Genomic DNA, 15,866 nt, shown 5'->3' on the forward strand with positions numbered 1-15,866 from the left:
CCGCGTACCCTGGCGCGGATGAACGCCACCGACCGCACCCCCGCCGACCTGCTGCGTTCCGCGCTCGCCGCGGACCCGGCCCGCCCGCTGGTGACCTTCTACGACGACGCCACCGGCGAGCGCGTGGAACTCTCCGTGGCCACCTTCGCCAATTGGGTGGCGAAGACCGCCAATCTGCTGCAGGGCGATCTCGCCGCCGAGCCCGGCGACCGGCTCGCCCTGCTGCTGCCCGCCCACTGGCAGACGGCCGTCTGGCTGCTCGCCTGCTCCTCGGTGGGCGTGCTCGCCGACGTCGGCGGCGACCCGGCCGCCGCCGACCTGGTCGTCAGCGGGCCCGACACCCTGGAGCAGGCGCGCGCCTGCTCCGGCGAGCGCGTCGCGCTGGCCCTGCGCCCCCTGGGCGGCCGCTTCCCCGAGCCGCCGCAGGGCTTCCTCGACTACGCCGTCGAGGTGCCGGGCCAGGGCGACCGCTTCGCCCCGTACGCCCCCGTGGACCCCGACGGCCCGGCGCTGGCCGTGGACGGGCTGGAGCTCACCGGCGCCGAACTCGTCGGACGCGCCCGTGCGGACGCCGAGCGGCGCGGCCTCGCCGCCGGTTCGCGCCTGCTGTCGGGCCTGTCCTACGACGACTGGGACGGCCTGTCGGCCGGGCTCTTCGCACCGCTCGCCGCGGGCGGCTCGGTGGTGCTGTGCCGCCACCTCGGTCTGCTGTCCGCGGACGGCCTGGAGCAGCGGCGCGCGAGCGAGCGCGTCACCGTGACGGCCCTCTGACGCTGCCGGACGGCCGGTTCCGCGCGATGATCGACGGTACGCCGCCGACCGACCCCGCGCGGGAAGGACGCAATGCAGCCGTGAACCACAGCCCGGGCAGGCCCCGTCTGCCGGACGGCCCCCTCTCCGAGGGGCCGGACGGCAGGGCGGGCCTGTCCCGGCGCCGGCGCTGGCTGCGGTGGCTCGCCGGGGGCACGGCGCTGCTGGTGCTGGCGGTGGCCGGGATCGGCTGGGTGCTCTACGAGCAGCTCAACAGCAATATCCACACCGACGACGAGACCGCCGCGGAGCTCAGGCGCTGGGAGAAGGAGCGCCCGCAGGCCATGGTCAACGGCGCCCAGAACATCCTGATCATCGGCTCCGACACGCGCAGCGGCGCCGGCAACTCCCGGTACGGCGAGGACAGCGGCTCGCAGCGCTCGGACACCACGATCCTGCTGCACCTGGCCGCCGACCGGCACAGCGCCACCGCCGTCAGCCTGCCCCGCGACCTGATGGCCACGATCCCCCGCTGCCGCAAGCCGGACGGCAGCTACACCAACGAGCGCTTCGCGCAGTTCAACTGGGCGTACGAACTCGCGGGCACCGCCTGCACCATCCGCACCGTCGAGGGCATCAGCCGGGTCCGCATCGACCACCACATCGTCCTGGACTTCAGCGGCTTCAAGCGCCTGGTCGACGCGGTCGACGGGGTCGAGGTCTGCCTGAAGAAGCCTGTGGACGACCGCGAGGCGCACCTGACACTGCCCGCCGGGCGCCAAGTGCTGCACGGGGAACAGGCGCTGGGCTTCGTGCGGGCCCGCTACAGCATCGGCGACGGCAGCGACACCGAACGGATGGGCCGTCAGCAGCTGTTCATGGGCGCCCTGTTCCAGGAGATGCAGAGCGACGGGGTGCTGCTCAACCCCGCCCGGCTCTACCCGGTGCTCGACGCGGCCACCAAGTCGCTCACCACGGACTCCGGGCTCGACTCGCTGCGCAAGATGTACGACCTGGTGCGCACGGTGCGCAACATCCCCAGCAGCCATGTGCAGTTCCTGACGGTGCCGCGCAAGCCGTACCCGTACAACTCCGACCGGGACGAGCTCGTCCAGCCGGACGCCGACCAGCTGTTCGAGCAGCTGCGCATGGACCGGCCGGTGACGGTCAGTGAGCATGTCCGGCCCGCGGACGGGAAGCCGGACGGGCGGCGTCCTCCGCGGGCCCCGCGGGACGACGAACCCGATCCGGCCGACGTGTCGGACCCCGGTACCGGCGTCGCGCCCGAACCCCCTGCGGCACACCGGTCCATCCTGCCGTCGGCACCCGCGGCGCCGACCACGGGCGGGCGTTCGCAGGAGACCGCAGAGCCGTCTCCGATGCCGTCCACCAGGCCCGATGCCCCGCCCACATACGAGGGGACGACCGCCGCGCGCGGCATCTGCGGCTGAGCACCGCCGAAAAGGTGCGATCATCTCTTTCACCCCCGCGTTCGCCGAGGCGTTCGTGCCCATGAAGGGATCGGGGGGACCGCCCAGTTGTCGGGGAGTGCTTTTTGTCCCCGGCGTCGCTGGACGCTGAACTGGGCGGATAGTGTGAGCGATCCGGTGCGCGCTGCCGGCTCGGCGCGCACTGCACAGACGACGTGAAGGTGATCGGGCGTCCCAGGGGGAAGGGCGCCGGGTGGCACCCGACGGAGGATTCAGGCGACCGTGGACGCGCAAGGCCGTGGGCGAGCGGGTGGCATCGACCCCGCCGACCAGTGGGTGTTCGACCCCAAGACCGGCAGCTACGAGCTGCGCCTCGACGAGGCGGGGGAGCCGTCGGCCCCCGCCGGCACCCCCGCCGCCCCGGCCGCCCGGAGAACCCGGCCCCGACCCGCCCCCCGCCCGGTGCCCGGCCAGCGCAGCGGCGCCGCCGGCCGCCGCACCGGCGGCGGCAAGTCCGCGGGAGCGGACCGCCGCAGGCCCAAACCGAAGAAACGGACCGGCAGGAAGAAAGCCCTGATCTGGACGGGCGGCACGCTGGCCTTCGTCCTGGTCGGCGGCTCGGTGGGCGCGTATCTCCTCTACGAGCACCTGAACGGCAACATCGACAAGGTCGACGTCGGCATCGACAACGCGGCCGTCACCAAGGGCCCGGTCAACATCCTGGTGATCGGCACCGACAAGCGCTCCGGCAAGGGCAACACCGGCTACGGCGACGACGGAAGCGTCGGCCACGCCGACACCACCGTGCTCTTCCACGTCTCGGAGGACCGGTCGAACGCCACCGCGCTCTCCATCCCCCGCGACATGATCACCGACATCCCGGACTGCCCCACCAGGTCCGGCGGGACGACGAAGACGATCCCCGGCTCCAGGAACGTCCGCTTCAACGAGAGCCTGGGCCAGGAGGACCGCGACCCCGGCTGCACCTGGCGGACGGTCGAGCAGCTGACGGGCCTGAAGGTCACGCACTTCATGATGGCCGACTTCAACGCCGTCAAGCAGCTCTCCTCCGCGGTCGGCGGCGTCGAGGTGTGTCTCGGCAAGGACATCGACGACCCCAAGTCGCACCTCAAACTGAGCAAGGGACGGCACGAGATCCAGGGCGAGGACGCGCTGGCGTTCGTCCGCACCCGGCACAGCGTCGGCTTCGAGAGCGACCTGGACCGCATCAAACTCCAGCAGCAGTTCCTGAGTTCGATGATCCGGAAGATGAAGTCGGGCGACACCCTGACCAATCCGAAGAAGCTCTACGACCTCGGTGACGCGGCCACCAAGTCGCTGACCGTCGACACCGGTATCGACTCCGTCGGCAAACTGGCCAGCCTGGGCAAGGAGCTCAGCAAGGTCAACCTGAAGAACATCACCTTCGCCACCCTGCCCGTCATCGACAACCCGGCCGACGGCAAGGTGCACAAGACCGTCGTGCTCGACAAGGCGAAGGCCGACCCGCTGCTGGCCATGGTGCGGCAGGACGTCTCCCTCACCGAGGTCAAGGCGAAGGAGAAGAAGGCCCAGGAGGACGCGGACGCCAGGCAGCAGGCGCTGCTGCAGGGCCCGAAGGCCGAGCCCGCGAACGTCAGGGTGCGGGTCTTCAACGGCAGCCGCCGGGTGGGCGCCGCGCAGGAGGCCGTCGCCTGGATGCAGAACTCCAAGGGCATGACGCGCACGAGCAACGGCGGCAACGCCACCGGCGGCAAGACGGACAAGACGGTCCTGGAGTTCGCCCCCAACCAGGCCGACCAGGCCCGGCGGCTGGCGGACGCCATGGGGCTGCCCGCGGACGCCCTCCGGCAGAGCGGCGGCGACGCGCCGCCGAAGGCCGAGATGAGGCTGACGCTCGGCGCGGATTTCAAGGGCGCGGGCACCCCCGTCTCGGCGCCGGCTCCGTCCAAGGCGCCGGAGGGCGTGCAGAAGATCGAAGCCGACGACGAGAACGTGTGCGCGAAGTAGGACAGCGCGTCCGTCGAACATATTTGCGCGCCGCATAATGCAGTAACACAGTCCACCGTGCACCAACCGGCACAACACGCCTGCCCATCGGGCCGGACGCACGCACCACTTCAGGGGAGGCCCGATGCGCCAGAGCACCGGCGAAGAGCGGGATGCGGCGCAGGACGAGATACCGGTGGAGGCGGGCGACCCGGCGCAAGCCGGTATCCCCGCGCAGGCCGGCGGCGGATCCGGCGGGGACGACGGTTCCGGTGACCGCCCCGCAGAGGCCGGCGGCGGGGCCGCCACACGCAAGCGGACCCTGCGCATCGTGCGGTGGACCGCGCTCGGGGTGGCCCTCGCCGTGGTGGCCGCCGGCGGTGTGGGGTGGTTCTACTACGAGCACCTCAACGACAACATCAGGAAGGGCGCCCTCAACCTCGGCGACAAGCAGCTCGACCGGGCCGTCGCCAATGCCGAGGGGCAGCGCCCCCTCAACATTCTGCTGCTGGGCTCCGACAGCCGGATCGGCAAGGAGAACCAGGACCTGGGCGGTGCCCGGGACGACGCCGACCGGCCGCCGCTCGCCGACGTCGAGATGCTGGTGCACGTCTCGGCGGACCGCAGCAACATGTCCGTCATCAGCGTCCCGCGCGACACCCGCGTGACGATCCCCAAGTGCACCGACCCGGACAGCGGCAAGGTCTACAAGGAGACCACGTCGCAGATCATCAACACCAGCCTGGCGAACGGCGGTCCGGGCTGCACGGTCGCCACGTGGGAGGAGCTCACGGGCATCCCCGTCGACCACTTCATGATGATCGACTTCTCCGGTGTGGTGAACATGGCCGACGCCGTCGGCGGCGTCCCGGTCTGCGTGGACGCCAACGTCTACGACGACAAGTCCGGGCTGCGGCTGCCGAAGGGCACGCACACGATCAAGGGCCAGCAGGCGCTGCAGTGGCTGCGCACCCGCCACGGCTTCGAGGACGGCAGCGACATCGGCCGCACCCACGCCCAGCACCTGTACATGAACTCGATGGTCCGTCAGCTGAAGGCCGGCACCAAGCTCTCCGACCCGGCCCAGCTCACCGGCCTCGCCGAGGCCGCCACCAAGGCGCTGACCGTCGACAAGGACCTCGGCTCGGTCAAGAAGCTCTACGACCTGGCCGACGACATCAAGCGCGTGCCCTCCGGCCGGATCACCATGACCACGATGCCGTGGATCGCCGACCCGCAGGACCCCGACGCCCATGTGATACCCAAGCCCGGCGACGCGGACAAGCTCTTCTCGCTCGTCCGCAACGACATCGCGCTGGACGGCAAGGACAAGAAGAAGGCCGAGGACGGTGCGACGGGCACCGCCCCCGCCTCGGCCAGGACGAACATCCCGGTGACCGTCTTCAACGGCACCGGCACCGTCGTCCTCCCGCCGGCCACCGGGCGCGGCGCCGACATCGCCGCCCTGCTGGTCAAGCAGGGCTTCGCCAAGGCCGTCTCCGACTCCACGCCCCGCGCGCAGGCCGACACGACGATCACCTACCCGCGGGCCGCGCAGCGCGGCGACGCCCTGACCGTCGCCAAGGCGCTCGGCCTGCCGGAGACGGCGGTGCGGCTGTCGCCCGAGGTGCAGCAGATCACCCTGGTCGTCGGCGGCGACTGGCGGGAGGGCACGGTCTACCCGAACAGCGACGTGCCCGCCCCGGACGCCCCGGACGCCTCGTCGTCCGCATCCGCCTCCCCGTCGCCCGATGCGAAGAACGGTGCCCGGAAGCCCGGCGACAACAAGGCGCCCGAGAGCTCCGACCCCCTCAACGGCGACGACAAGTCGGCCTGCATGAAGGTCAATTCGCTCAATCGCTGGTGACCGCCGGGCGGCGGCTGGCGATGACGCGCTGTGCGAGCGAGCGCGGGCTGGTGAGGAAGCCGAAGCCCCACGACATGTGCATCGTCGCCAGCGCGACCGGGATCTGTGCCCGCGCCTTCAGCGGCAGCCCCTTGCCGGCCGGCACCGAGCCGGCCGCGATGGCCGCCAGGTATCCGGCGGGCACCACGAAGCCCCACGGGGTGACGGCCGCGCCCGCCACGACACCGGCGGCGATGGCCAGCACGGCGGCCGGCGGGGCGAGGTAGCGCAGATTGATCGAGCCCCGGTGGTAGCGGGCGACCACGTGCCGCCAGCGGCCGTAGTCCTTGTACTGCTTGGCGAGCGCCCGGACCGAGGGCCGGGGGCGGTACGAGACCCTGAGCTCCGGCGAGAACCAGATCAGCCCGCCGGCCTCGCGGATGCGGAAGTTCAGCTCCCAGTCCTGGGCGCGGATGAACTCCTCGTTGTACCCGCCCTGCTGCTCCAGCGCCGCGCGCCGGAAGACGCCCAGGTAGACGGTCTCGGCGGGGCCGGCCGTGCCACCGGTGTGGAAGGCGGCGTTGCCCACGCCGATCTTCGACGTCATCGCCGCGGCGACGGCCTGCTCCCAGGCGTTCTCGCCCTCGGCGTGCATGATGCCGCCGACGTTCTGCGCGCCGGTCTCCTCCAGCAGCCGCACCGCGGTGGCGATGTAGTCGGGGGACAGCATGCCGTGCCCGTCGACCCGTACCACGATCGGGTGACGTGATGCCTTGATCGCGGCATTGAGTGCGGCAGGGGTGCGTCCGGTGGGATTCGGCACGGTATGGACCCGTGCGTCCTCCTTCACGAGCTCTGCGGCGATCTCGTCCGTGCGGTCCGTGGACGGTCCGAGGGCGATGACCACCTCCAGCTCCCCGGCATACTCCTGCTCCAGGATGTGCCGGACGGAGGTGCGCAGGTGCCGTTCTTCATTGAGCACCGGCATGATCACGGAAACGGCGGGCGGCTGCTGAACTGGCATGGTTCCTCGGGGACAGGGCTACGGGGTCGTTCGTCACGTTACCGCCAATGGGGGACAGGGGTCCGCTCCGGCCGGGTGGCGGGGGCCCCTCGGACGGCGCGGTGCCGCAGCCTGCTGATCGTATGGGCATACGGTTCTTTCGGTTTCCGCCCGGTTTCTCCCCGCCCCCTCCTGATCGCTGCGGAGGTCCCGACGTGACCGCACCGGCCCGCTCCCCCCGCCCGAACCGGCCCCGCCACAGCGCCCCCCGCCACCGGCGCTGGGGGCTGCGCATGGCCATGGGCGCGGCGGCCGCGGTGCTGGCCGCCGGAGGGCTGGGGCATGCGCTGGTCGCCGGGATCGACGGGGGCATCAGCCGCATCGACCCCTTCAGCGGGCTCTCCGACCGGCCGCGGGTGAGCCGCGGGACGAACTTCCTGCTGGTCGGCACCGACGGCCGCGACAAGATCACGGAAGCGGAGCGCACCGCGTACCACCTCGGCGGCACCGCCTGTCACTGCACGGACACGGTGATGCTGGTGCACCTCTCGGCCGACCGCAGCCGGGCCAGTGTGGTCAGCCTGCCGCGCGACACGTACACCGAGATCCCCGAGTACACCGACGAGAACGGCCGGGTGCACCCCGTCCATCCGCAGAAGCTGAACGCCGCCTACGCGGAGGGCGGGCCCGGGCTGACCGTGCGGGCGGTCGAGCGGCTGACCGGCGTGCACCTCGACCACTACCTGGAAGTCGACTTCACCAGCTTCATGAAAACCGTCGACGCCGTGGGCGGGGTGCAGGTGTGCACCCCGAAGCCGCTGAAGGACGACTACACCGGGCTCGACCTCCCCGTCGGCACCAGCAGCCTCAACGGCGGGCAGGCCCTGCAGTACGTCCGCTCCCGGCACCTCGACGGGGCCGCCGACCTGGGCCGGATGCAGCGGCAGCAGCGCTTCCTCGCCGCGCTGATGCACCGGGTCGCGGGCAGCGGGGTGCTGCTGAACCCGGTGAAGTTCCACGACGTGGCCTCCACCGTGATCGGCTCCATGCGGGCCGACCGGGGGTTCGGCACGGCGCAGCTCGTCGAGCTCGGCGAGGCCATGCGGAACCTGGCGCCCTCCTCGGCGGAGTTCACGTCCGTGCCGATCGGGGTGGTCGACTTCCCGGTGCCGCACCTGGGCTCGACCGTGAAGTGGGACGAGGCGGCGGCCGACCGGCTGTTCGCGGCACTGCGGGAGGACCGGCCGATCACCTCACGGCCGGCGGGGCACGCACCGGAGGCGCAGGAGGCGAAGGGGGTGCCGCCGGGGAGCGCGGGAGTGGACGTGCCGCCGGAGCGGGTGCACGTCCAGGTCTTCAACGGCACCGGGCGGCCGGGGCTGGGGCAGTCCGTGGACGCGGCGCTGCGGGCGACGGGCTTCATGACGACCGGTTCGCCGACGAACGCGCCGACGGCGGAGCGGACGGTGCTCAGCTACGACCCGCGCTGGGACCGCTCGGTCCGCACCCTGGCGGCGGCCTTCCCGGGGGCCGAACTACGGGCCGAACCGGGGCAGGGGCCGATGATGCGGGTGATTGTGGGCCAGGACTTCCGGTCCGTCCATCCGGTACGGGGCGCCCAGGGAGGCGGCGGCGGTTCCGTACTGACCGGCGACCAGGCGGTGTGCCCGGCCGGGGCGTAGGCGGGGCGCCCCGCAAGGGGCGCTGGGGGTCCCCCCAGCGGTAGCCGGGGGAGGAACTGCGCGAGCAACCGCATACGGCCCGCGGAATCAGTCGGCGTCCGGACCCTCCGCGGCCGCCTTCTCCCGCAGCTCCATGATCGCGCGCCGCCGTGCAAGCCGATGCGTCCGGCGGATCTGCGCCTCCTGGTAACGGCGCCGGTCCTTGTCCGTCTCCGGCAGCACCGGCGGCACGGAGCGCGGCTTGCCGTTCTCGTCCACGGCGGCGAACACCAGGTAGGCACTGCCCACCTGCACCGCGGGCGTGGACTCGTTCCACCGCTCCGCGAGGACCCGTACCCCGACCTCCATCGAGGACCGGCCGGTCCAGTTGACCTGGGCCTTCACATGGACCAGGTCGCCGACCCGGACGGGCACCAGAAAGGCCATCTCGTCCATCGAGGCGGTGACCGCGGGTCCGCCGGAGTGGCGGCCGGCGACGGCGCCCGCGACGTCGTCCACCAGCTTCATGATCACGCCACCGTGGACGGTGCCCAGCAGGTTGGTGTCATGGCTGGTCATGATGTGGGACAGCGTCGTGCGGGACGCCGAGGTCGGCTTGCCGGATATCGCCGGCTCCGGGCTCCGGTCCTGAAGGGTCATGCCTTCCACTATTGCATCAGCTCTGCAACAGCCCTGCCCCGATCCCGTCCGCACCCTGTGGGTCGGCGTGCCGCACCAGGCACACTTCGTCCCATGAACGATTGGCCCCAGAATCGGACAAACGACGCCCGCGCCGTACCGCCCACCCGGCGCGGCGGCAGCCTGCCGCCGCAGTATCGTCCGGGTGCCTCCCACCCCGACAACGGCTACAGCACCGGCCAGGTACACGGCCGGGGCGGCAGGGGCCGTACGCCGCGCGGAGGGGCGCCGAACTGGGGGCGGCGGATCAGAATCGGGGCGATCGTGATCCTCGGCACGCTGCTCGTCGTGGCCACCGTCACATACTTCTGGGCCGACTCCCAGCTGCGCCGCGAGGTCGACCTCGGGAAGATCCAGGACCGCGCGCCGTCCGGCAGCGGCACCAACTACCTGATCGTCGGCTCGGACAGCCGCGAGGGCCTGTCGGAGCAGGACAAGGAGGAGATGCACACCGGGTCGGCGGACGGCAAGCGCACCGACTCGATGATGATCCTGCACACCGGTGACAACGGCACCACGATGCTGAGCCTGCCGCGCGACTCGTACGTCACCGTCCCGGCCTTCACCGGCGAGAAGTCCGGCAAGCACTATCCGCAGTCCACGCACAAGCTCAACCAGGCCTTCGCGGACGGCGGCGCCGAACTGCTGATCAGGGCAATCGAGTTCAACACCGGGCTGCACATCGACCACTACGCGGAGATCGGCTTCGGCGGCTTCCGCAGCCTGGTCGACTCGCTCGGCGGCGTGGACATGTGCATCGACAAGCCGATCAAGGACCGGGACTCGGGCGCGGACTTCAAGGCGGGCTGCCAGACGCTGAACGGCACCCAGTCGCTGGCGTTCGTCCGGCAGCGGCACCAGGAGGCCGACCAGGACCTGGGTCGGATGCGGAACCAGCAGAAGTTCCTCAACACCCTTGCCAAGCAGGCCGCTTCGCCCTCGACGATCCTCAATCCCTTCCGGCTCTACCCGGTCATCGGCTCCGGCCTCGACACCCTCATCGTCGACAAGGACATGGGGCTGTGGGACCTGACCTCGATGTTCTGGGCCATGAAGGGCGTCACGGGCGAGGACGGGCAGCAGCTCACCGTGCCGATCTCGAACCCGAACCTGCCGACGCGCAGCGACGGCGTCGCGGTGAAGTGGGACCCGGTGAAGTCGAAGCAGCTCTTCGATCAGCTGAAGAAGGACGAGAAGGTCACCGCCTCCGGCAGCAGGTGAGCCCCGTCAGGCTGCTGTCGGCTCCGGGCCCGTGGTGTTCACCAGGGCGAAGGGGGCGCCCTGCGGGTCGGCCACGACGGACATCCGGAAGTCCATCATGTCGAACGGCGGCTTGAGCACCGAGCCGCCGGCGCGGACGAGTGCGTCGACCGTGCTGTCGGTGTCGTCGACGGAGAAATACGTCAGCCAGTGCGAGGGCGTGCCGGGCGGCAGTTCGCCGAGCCCCTGCATCCCGCCGACCGTGCGGCCGCCGGCGGTGAGGGCGAAGTAGCCGGGGGCCTCCTCCATGGGGGCCGCCTCCAGGCCGAGTGCGGGGTAGAACGCCCGGGCGGCGTCCGGGTCCGCGGTGTTGAGCTCGTTCCACACCACCGAGCCGGGCTCGTTCACGATCTGCGCGCCGAAGAACTCCCCTGCCTGCCACAGCCCGAACACCGCTTCCGCGGGGTCGACGACGATCGCCATGCGGCCGAGGGTCATGACGTCCATCGGGCCGAACATCACCCGGCCGCCCCCGGCCGGGACCGCCTGCAGGGCGGCGTCCAGGTCGGCGGTGGCGAGATAGGTCGTCCAGACCGTGGGCGGGACGGGCAGGCCCTCCGGTGCCATCGCCGTCATGATCCCGGCCACCGGCCTGCCGCGCAGGGTGCACACGGCGTAGCCGCCGGTCTCCGGCGGGCCGGGCTCGCCCTGCCAGCCGAAGAGGTCGCGGTAGAAGTCCAGGGCCGCCCGCTGGTCGGGGACCGTGAGCTCCGTCCAGCACGGGGTGCCGGGCCGGTACGGGGTGGTTGCCTCGGGCATGACGGGTTCCTCCACGGGATCCGGGCGTGCAGTCCCCCGCCACCGACCACCCTGGCGGGCCGGGAGCGCTCCCGCCACCGCAGGGCCCCCATCGGCGTGTTCCGTGTCTTCCTTCTCCACGGCCCCGGGCGTACTGTCGGCGCCCGATCTGATGTGCCGTCAGTGCTTTCCGGCTGCGGCACCGGACGAGAAGGGAACCCCACGTGTCCCGCATCCCACATCGCACAGCGCGCCGACGCAGCGCGCTCGCGCTCTCGGCGGCGCTGGCAGGCGGCACGATCGCGCTGGTCGCACCGGCCGCACACGCCGAGACGGTCGACGTCAACTACCACTGCAAGACGCCCATCGGGGACCGGAGCGCCGTCTCGCCCATCGACATCAAGGGCGAGCAGAGCGGCGACTCGTACAAGCTCACCATGTCCTTCCAGAAAGGCGTTTCCTCCAGCCCCGTCGAACTCGGCAAGGGGGCGATGAAGCCAAGTGCCGTCATCAAGCTGGGCGGTGCGGACTCCGGCACGGTCGCCGTCTCGGGGCCCGGCAACGCAGAGCCGATACCGGCCAACACCCCGATCAAAATAGGCGACTTGTCGGGGACGTACACACCCAAGAAGGACGGCAAGGTCACCTTCACCGCCTCCACGCTCACCATCCTGGCGCTGGGCACCACGACCACCTGCGACCCCACCAACAACCCCAAGCCGTCGCTCACGCTGGACGTCAAGGCGGGCGGCGGGACGACGGGCGGGTCCACGACGGGGGGTTCGACGTCCGGAGGGTCGACGTCAGGCGGCGCCTCCACCGGAGGGTCGACCACCGGAGGGTCGTCCACGGGCGGCAGCACCACGTCCGGATCCACCGCCGGATCCACATCCGGATCCACCGGCAGTTCCACCGGCGGCGGGCAGCTCCCGCAGACCGGTCCCTCCGACAGCGCCATCGCCCTCGGCACCCTCGGCGGCACGGTGCTGCTCGCCGGGATCGCGGGCACGCTCTGGCTGACCCGGCGGAACCGCGCCGCGGGCTAGGGCCGGTGCAGCCCCGTACCCGCGCGGCGGCCCTGGCCGTCCCGGCCGTCGCAGCGGCTCTGTTCGCCGCACCGGCCGCCGCGGAGCCGCAGCCGTGGTGGGCCGCGCCGGCCGGCGGACGGTCCGCGATCGCCCTGGAAGGCGCCCCCGGCACCGTGTTCGAGGACAGGCTGTCGGTGGTCAACCCCGGCACCGCACCCCGCACCGTCGAGCTGCGCGCCACCGGTGCGTGGATCGCCCTGGCCGAGCGCCGGGTGCGGGTCCCGCCGCGCACCCGCGCGGACGTACCGCTGAGCGTGACCGTGCCCACGGGCGCGGTGCCCGGCGAGCACCCGGCCGCCGTGGCCGTCGGCGGGGACGGCAGGCAGCTGCAGGTGCCGGTGACCGTGCGCGTCACGGGGCCGACGCTGGCGGCGCTGTCGGTCGAGCACGTGCGGGTCAGCGGTACGGGCCGGGGCACCGTGATCCACTACGCGCTGGTCAACCGGGGCAACACCGTGCTCGCCCCGCACCTGGAGATCCGTGCCGCCGGCGTCTTCGGCGAGGTGCTGCACCGCGCGGCGGACGGGGTGCCCGCGGAGCTGCCGCCGGGGCGCGGCGTCCGGCTCGCGGAGCCGTGGCCGGGTGCCCCGCGACTGGACCGGGTCCGGGTCAGCGTCACCGCCACGGCGCCCGGCGCTGCGCACTCCACCGCCTCGGGCACATACACGCCGCTGCCCTGGCTGCTGCCGGGACTGGGCGCGGCCGTGGCCGCCGCGGCGGCCGGCCTGCTGATACGGCGGCGCCGGAAGGTGGTGCGGACGTGAGAGCGGTGGTGCGGGCCGTGCAGTGCGCCTTCCTGTTCCTCGCGCTCCTGGCCGGGCCCTGCACCGCACCCGCCACCGCGGCCGACGGGCCCACGGCGGTCGTGAGCGGGGGCGAGGCCGTCAAGGGCGGCAGCGCCACCGTCACCGGCGCGGGCTGGCGGCCCGGGGCGCTGCTGACGCTGCTGGTGTGCGGGCAGAACATGATCGGCGGCACCGGCTCCTGCGCCAACGCCGACGGCCGCACGGTCACCACCGCCGCCGACGGCACGTTCCGGCGGAACATCCCGGTCCCGGCACCGCCCACGCCCTGCCCCTGTGTCGTCCACGTGGCGACCGTCATGGGCACGCCCGCTGCCGCCGATGCCGCACTGACCATTTCCGGGCACCCCAGCGCCACGCTGCCGCGCCAGGAGGGCGGGGAGCGGCTGAGCATCCTGGCGGCGCGCCTGCAGGGCGGTGACGGGCTGCTGACGTGGTTCGGCGCACCGCCGGAGCGGACGCTCGTCCTCACCGTCGGCAACGTGGGCACCACGCCGGCCCGGGACCCGGTCTTCCGGCTCGGCACCTCGCACGGCGTCCTCGCCCCCTCCTGGGAGGACCGCCACTGGCGCGGCACCGTGGAGCCCGGGCGCACGGCACGGGTGGCGCTGGACGTGGAGCTGGCGGCGGGGGCGTACGGGGACTACCTGGTCTCGCTGGAGTACGGGGGCAGGCTGCTCGTCGAGGAGCCATGGGACGTGAGCCGCCCGTGGGGCGTGACGCTGTTCTGGGTGCTGCTGTGCGTGGTGATCCCGGCGGGCGTCTACCGGCTCGGGATGGCGGTGGTCGACCGGATCCGTCCGCCGCAGCGGAAGCCGCGCCGGCGGAAACCGCGCCGGACGACAAAGCGCCCCCGGCGCGGGAACGCGCCGGGGGCACTCGGTACGGGTACGGGGTCCGTCAGTGGACGTCGCCCATCAGGGCCACGATCTTCTTCCGGTTGACCCAGATCGCGGCGCCGGCCAGGACGGCGGCGGCCGCCTCGCCGAGGATCACGCCGATGCCGTCGAGGTTGACGCCGCCCGTGGCGAGCAGGCTGGTCACGCAGTCACCGGCGGTGACGGCGAGGAACCAGACGCCCATCATCTGGCTGGCGTACTTCTGCGGCGCCATCTTGGTGGTCAGCGAGAGGCCGACCGGGGAGAGGCAGAGCTCACCCATGGTCTGGACCATGTAGATCGCGATCAGCCAGGCGGGGCTCACCGTGTGGCCGCCCGTGGCCATCGACATCGGGATGGCGAAGATGACGAACGAGGCACCGGCGAAGATCATCGCCATGGAGAACTTCACGGTGGTGCTGGGCTCGCGGTTGCGCCTGGCCAGCGCCAGCCACGCGGAGGCGAAGACCGGGGCGAGGGCCATGACCCACAGCGGGTTGACCGACTGGAACCAGGTCGACGGGAAGTTGATGCCGAAGACGTTGTCCGCGGTCTTCGACTCGGCGAAGGTCGACATGGTCGAACCGGCCTGGTCGAAGATCATCCAGAACACCGCGGCGGCGACGAAGAACCAGATGTAGCCGCTGACCTTGGTCTGCTCGGTGTCCGAGAGCTCCTTGTCGCGCTTGATGCGGACCAGGACGGAGATCGGGATGACCAGGCCCAGCAGGGCGAGCGGCACGGTGGCCCAGTTCATCGTGAAGTGGCCGGTGCCACCGACGACGCCGTAGAAGACGGCGGCGACGGCGAGCCACATCAGGCCCTTCTTCAGCCAGGAGTTGCGCTCCTCGGCCGTCAGCGGGGTCGGGACCTCGCTGCTGCGCGGGTTCAGGTGGCGGGTGCCCCACAGGAAGAACGCGAGGCCGATCGCCATGCCGACGGCGGCGATGCTGAAGCCCAGGTGCCAGCTGACCTTCTGGCCGACGGTGCCGATGACCAGCGGGGCGAAGAACGCACCGATGTTGATGGCCATGTAGAAGATCGTGAAGCCACCGTCGCGGCGCGGGTCCTTGGGACCGTCGTAGAGGTGGCCGACCATCGTGGAGATGTTGGCCTTGAGCAGACCGGAACCGATCGCGACCAGCGCGAGGCCGATGAAGAAGGTCGGCTTGCCCGGAACCGCCAGCAGCAGGTGGCCGCACATGATGGTGCTCGCCGCGACGGTGACCGTCTTGCGCGGGCCCCAGATCCGGTCGCCGATCCAGCCGCCGGGCATGGCGAGCAGGTACACCATGGCCACGTAGACGGAGTAGATGGCCACCGAACTGGCCTTCGGCATGGCCAGACCGCCGCCCAGGCTGCCGGCCTTGGCGTCGGGGCCGCCGGCGATCAGGTAGACGACGAGAAGGGCACGCATGCCGTAGTAGCTGAAGCGCTCCCACATCTCCGTCATGAAGAGCGGGGCCAGGCCAATCGGATGGCCGAGGAAGGTCTTCTCGCTCGCGGCAGGAGAGGTCTTCTCCGCCTCGGCAGGTCCCTTCGTCAGGCTGGACGCCATGGTCGATCCTTGTGTCTCGGGACGCGCGGTATGGAGCTGATGCGCGCCCGGGTGGGGGTAGGCCGGCACCGGTTACAGCGCTGCCCGCCCCCACGCCCAAGGGGTTCGGCTCCTCGCAACGAGGATCCGGCAGGACAGCCGTACTCCCGGGATCCACGCCCCC

The 15,866-nt window shown here is 71.8% G+C and carries 13 protein-coding genes; 9 read left to right on the plus strand and 4 right to left on the minus strand.

Features of this window, described 5'->3' with window-relative positions:
* Positions 1–18: 18 nt before the first annotated feature.
* The 4 genes from HG542_RS22050 to HG542_RS22065 all read left to right on the plus strand — a co-directional run bounded on the left by HG542_RS22050 (position 19) and on the right by HG542_RS22065 (position 6,036).
* Positions 19–771, plus strand: coding sequence for a TIGR03089 family protein (locus HG542_RS22050; RefSeq protein ID WP_171084115.1), 753 nt, complete (start codon positions 19–21; stop codon positions 769–771).
* A gap of 26 nt (positions 772–797) precedes the next feature.
* Positions 798–2,201, plus strand: coding sequence for an LCP family protein (locus HG542_RS22055; RefSeq protein WP_171084117.1), 1,404 nt, complete (start codon positions 798–800; stop codon positions 2,199–2,201).
* Between the two features lie 261 nt (positions 2,202–2,462).
* Complete coding sequence (locus tag HG542_RS22060; protein WP_171084119.1) at positions 2,463–4,190, plus strand: LCP family protein; 1,728 nt, start codon at positions 2,463–2,465, stop codon at positions 4,188–4,190.
* A 124-nt stretch (positions 4,191–4,314) separates the two neighbouring features.
* Entirely contained in the window at positions 4,315–6,036 is a 1,722-nt protein-coding gene (locus HG542_RS22065) for an LCP family protein (RefSeq protein ID WP_171084121.1), read from the plus strand.
* On the opposite strand, the gene HG542_RS22070 is transcribed toward HG542_RS22065, so the two are convergent.
* Positions 6,023–7,039, minus strand: coding sequence for a glycosyltransferase family 2 protein (locus HG542_RS22070; RefSeq protein WP_171084123.1), 1,017 nt, complete (start codon positions 7,037–7,039; stop codon positions 6,023–6,025). The genes HG542_RS22065 and HG542_RS22070 overlap by 14 nt on opposite strands.
* Positions 7,040–7,233: 194 nt before the next feature.
* Between HG542_RS22070 and HG542_RS22075 the strand changes: the two genes are divergently transcribed.
* Positions 7,234–8,700: an LCP family protein gene (locus tag HG542_RS22075; protein ID WP_227726109.1), complete on the plus strand. Its 1,467-nt coding sequence runs from the start codon at positions 7,234–7,236 to the stop codon at positions 8,698–8,700.
* A gap of 87 nt (positions 8,701–8,787) precedes the next feature.
* On the opposite strand, the gene HG542_RS22080 is transcribed toward HG542_RS22075, so the two are convergent.
* Entirely contained in the window at positions 8,788–9,339 is a 552-nt protein-coding gene (locus HG542_RS22080; RefSeq protein ID WP_171084127.1) for an acyl-CoA thioesterase, read from the minus strand.
* A 93-nt stretch (positions 9,340–9,432) separates the two neighbouring features.
* On the opposite strand from HG542_RS22080, the gene HG542_RS22085 reads away from it, so the two are divergent.
* The gene (locus tag HG542_RS22085) at positions 9,433–10,599 is read left to right on the plus strand and encodes an LCP family protein (RefSeq protein WP_171084129.1); all 1,167 of its coding nucleotides are present in this window, start codon (positions 9,433–9,435) and stop codon (positions 10,597–10,599) included.
* 6 nt (positions 10,600–10,605) lie between these two features.
* Here HG542_RS22085 and HG542_RS22090 read toward each other — a convergent pair whose 3' ends face one another.
* Positions 10,606–11,397 (minus strand): VOC family protein, encoded by a 792-nt coding sequence (locus HG542_RS22090; RefSeq protein ID WP_171084131.1) that lies wholly within the window; start codon positions 11,395–11,397, stop codon positions 10,606–10,608.
* A 203-nt stretch (positions 11,398–11,600) separates the two neighbouring features.
* On the opposite strand from HG542_RS22090, the gene HG542_RS22095 reads away from it, so the two are divergent.
* Genes HG542_RS22095 through HG542_RS22105 form a run of 3 tightly spaced genes read left to right on the plus strand, consistent with a single transcriptional unit; the run spans position 11,601 to position 14,211 of the window.
* Positions 11,601–12,422 carry a peptidase gene (locus HG542_RS22095; protein WP_171084132.1) on the plus strand — a complete coding sequence of 274 codons (822 nt, stop codon included), beginning with the start codon at positions 11,601–11,603 and terminating at the stop codon, positions 12,420–12,422.
* 5 nt (positions 12,423–12,427) lie between these two features.
* On the plus strand, positions 12,428–13,228 hold the full coding sequence (locus HG542_RS22100; RefSeq protein WP_171084134.1) for a COG1470 family protein: 801 nt from the start codon (positions 12,428–12,430) through the stop codon (positions 13,226–13,228).
* Positions 13,225–14,211: a hypothetical protein gene (locus tag HG542_RS22105; RefSeq protein WP_171084136.1), complete on the plus strand. Its 987-nt coding sequence runs from the start codon at positions 13,225–13,227 to the stop codon at positions 14,209–14,211. Before HG542_RS22100 ends, HG542_RS22105 begins: the two co-directional genes overlap by 4 nt.
* On the opposite strand, the gene HG542_RS22110 is transcribed toward HG542_RS22105, so the two are convergent.
* Entirely contained in the window at positions 14,168–15,703 is a 1,536-nt protein-coding gene (locus HG542_RS22110) for a peptide MFS transporter (protein ID WP_171084138.1), read from the minus strand. The two genes, HG542_RS22105 and HG542_RS22110, sit on opposite strands and share 44 nt — an antisense overlap.
* Positions 15,704–15,866: the final 163 nt, after the last annotated feature.

Origin of the sequence: Streptomyces morookaense (assembly GCF_013030945.1) — a bacterium.
Taxonomy (GTDB): domain Bacteria; phylum Actinomycetota; class Actinomycetes; order Streptomycetales; family Streptomycetaceae; genus Streptomyces; species Streptomyces morookaensis.

Bases quoted from the DNA above. Each gene is read 5' to 3' on its own strand.
- HG542_RS22050 (WP_171084115.1), top strand. From the start codon at position 19: ATGAACGCCACCGACCGCACCCCCGCCGACCTGCTGCGTTCCGCGCTC.
- HG542_RS22055 (WP_171084117.1), top strand. From the start codon at position 798: ATGATCGACGGTACGCCGCCGACCGACCCCGCGCGGGAAGGACGCAAT.
- HG542_RS22065 (WP_171084121.1), top strand. From the start codon at position 4,315: ATGCGCCAGAGCACCGGCGAAGAGCGGGATGCGGCGCAGGACGAGATA.
- HG542_RS22070 (WP_171084123.1), bottom strand. From the start codon at position 7,039: ATGCCAGTTCAGCAGCCGCCCGCCGTTTCCGTGATCATGCCGGTGCTC.
- HG542_RS22080 (WP_171084127.1), bottom strand. From the start codon at position 9,339: ATGACCCTTCAGGACCGGAGCCCGGAGCCGGCGATATCCGGCAAGCCG.
- HG542_RS22085 (WP_171084129.1), top strand. From the start codon at position 9,433: ATGAACGATTGGCCCCAGAATCGGACAAACGACGCCCGCGCCGTACCG.
- HG542_RS22090 (WP_171084131.1), bottom strand. From the start codon at position 11,397: ATGCCCGAGGCAACCACCCCGTACCGGCCCGGCACCCCGTGCTGGACG.
- HG542_RS22110 (WP_171084138.1), bottom strand. From the start codon at position 15,703: ATGGCGTCCAGCCTGACGAAGGGACCTGCCGAGGCGGAGAAGACCTCT.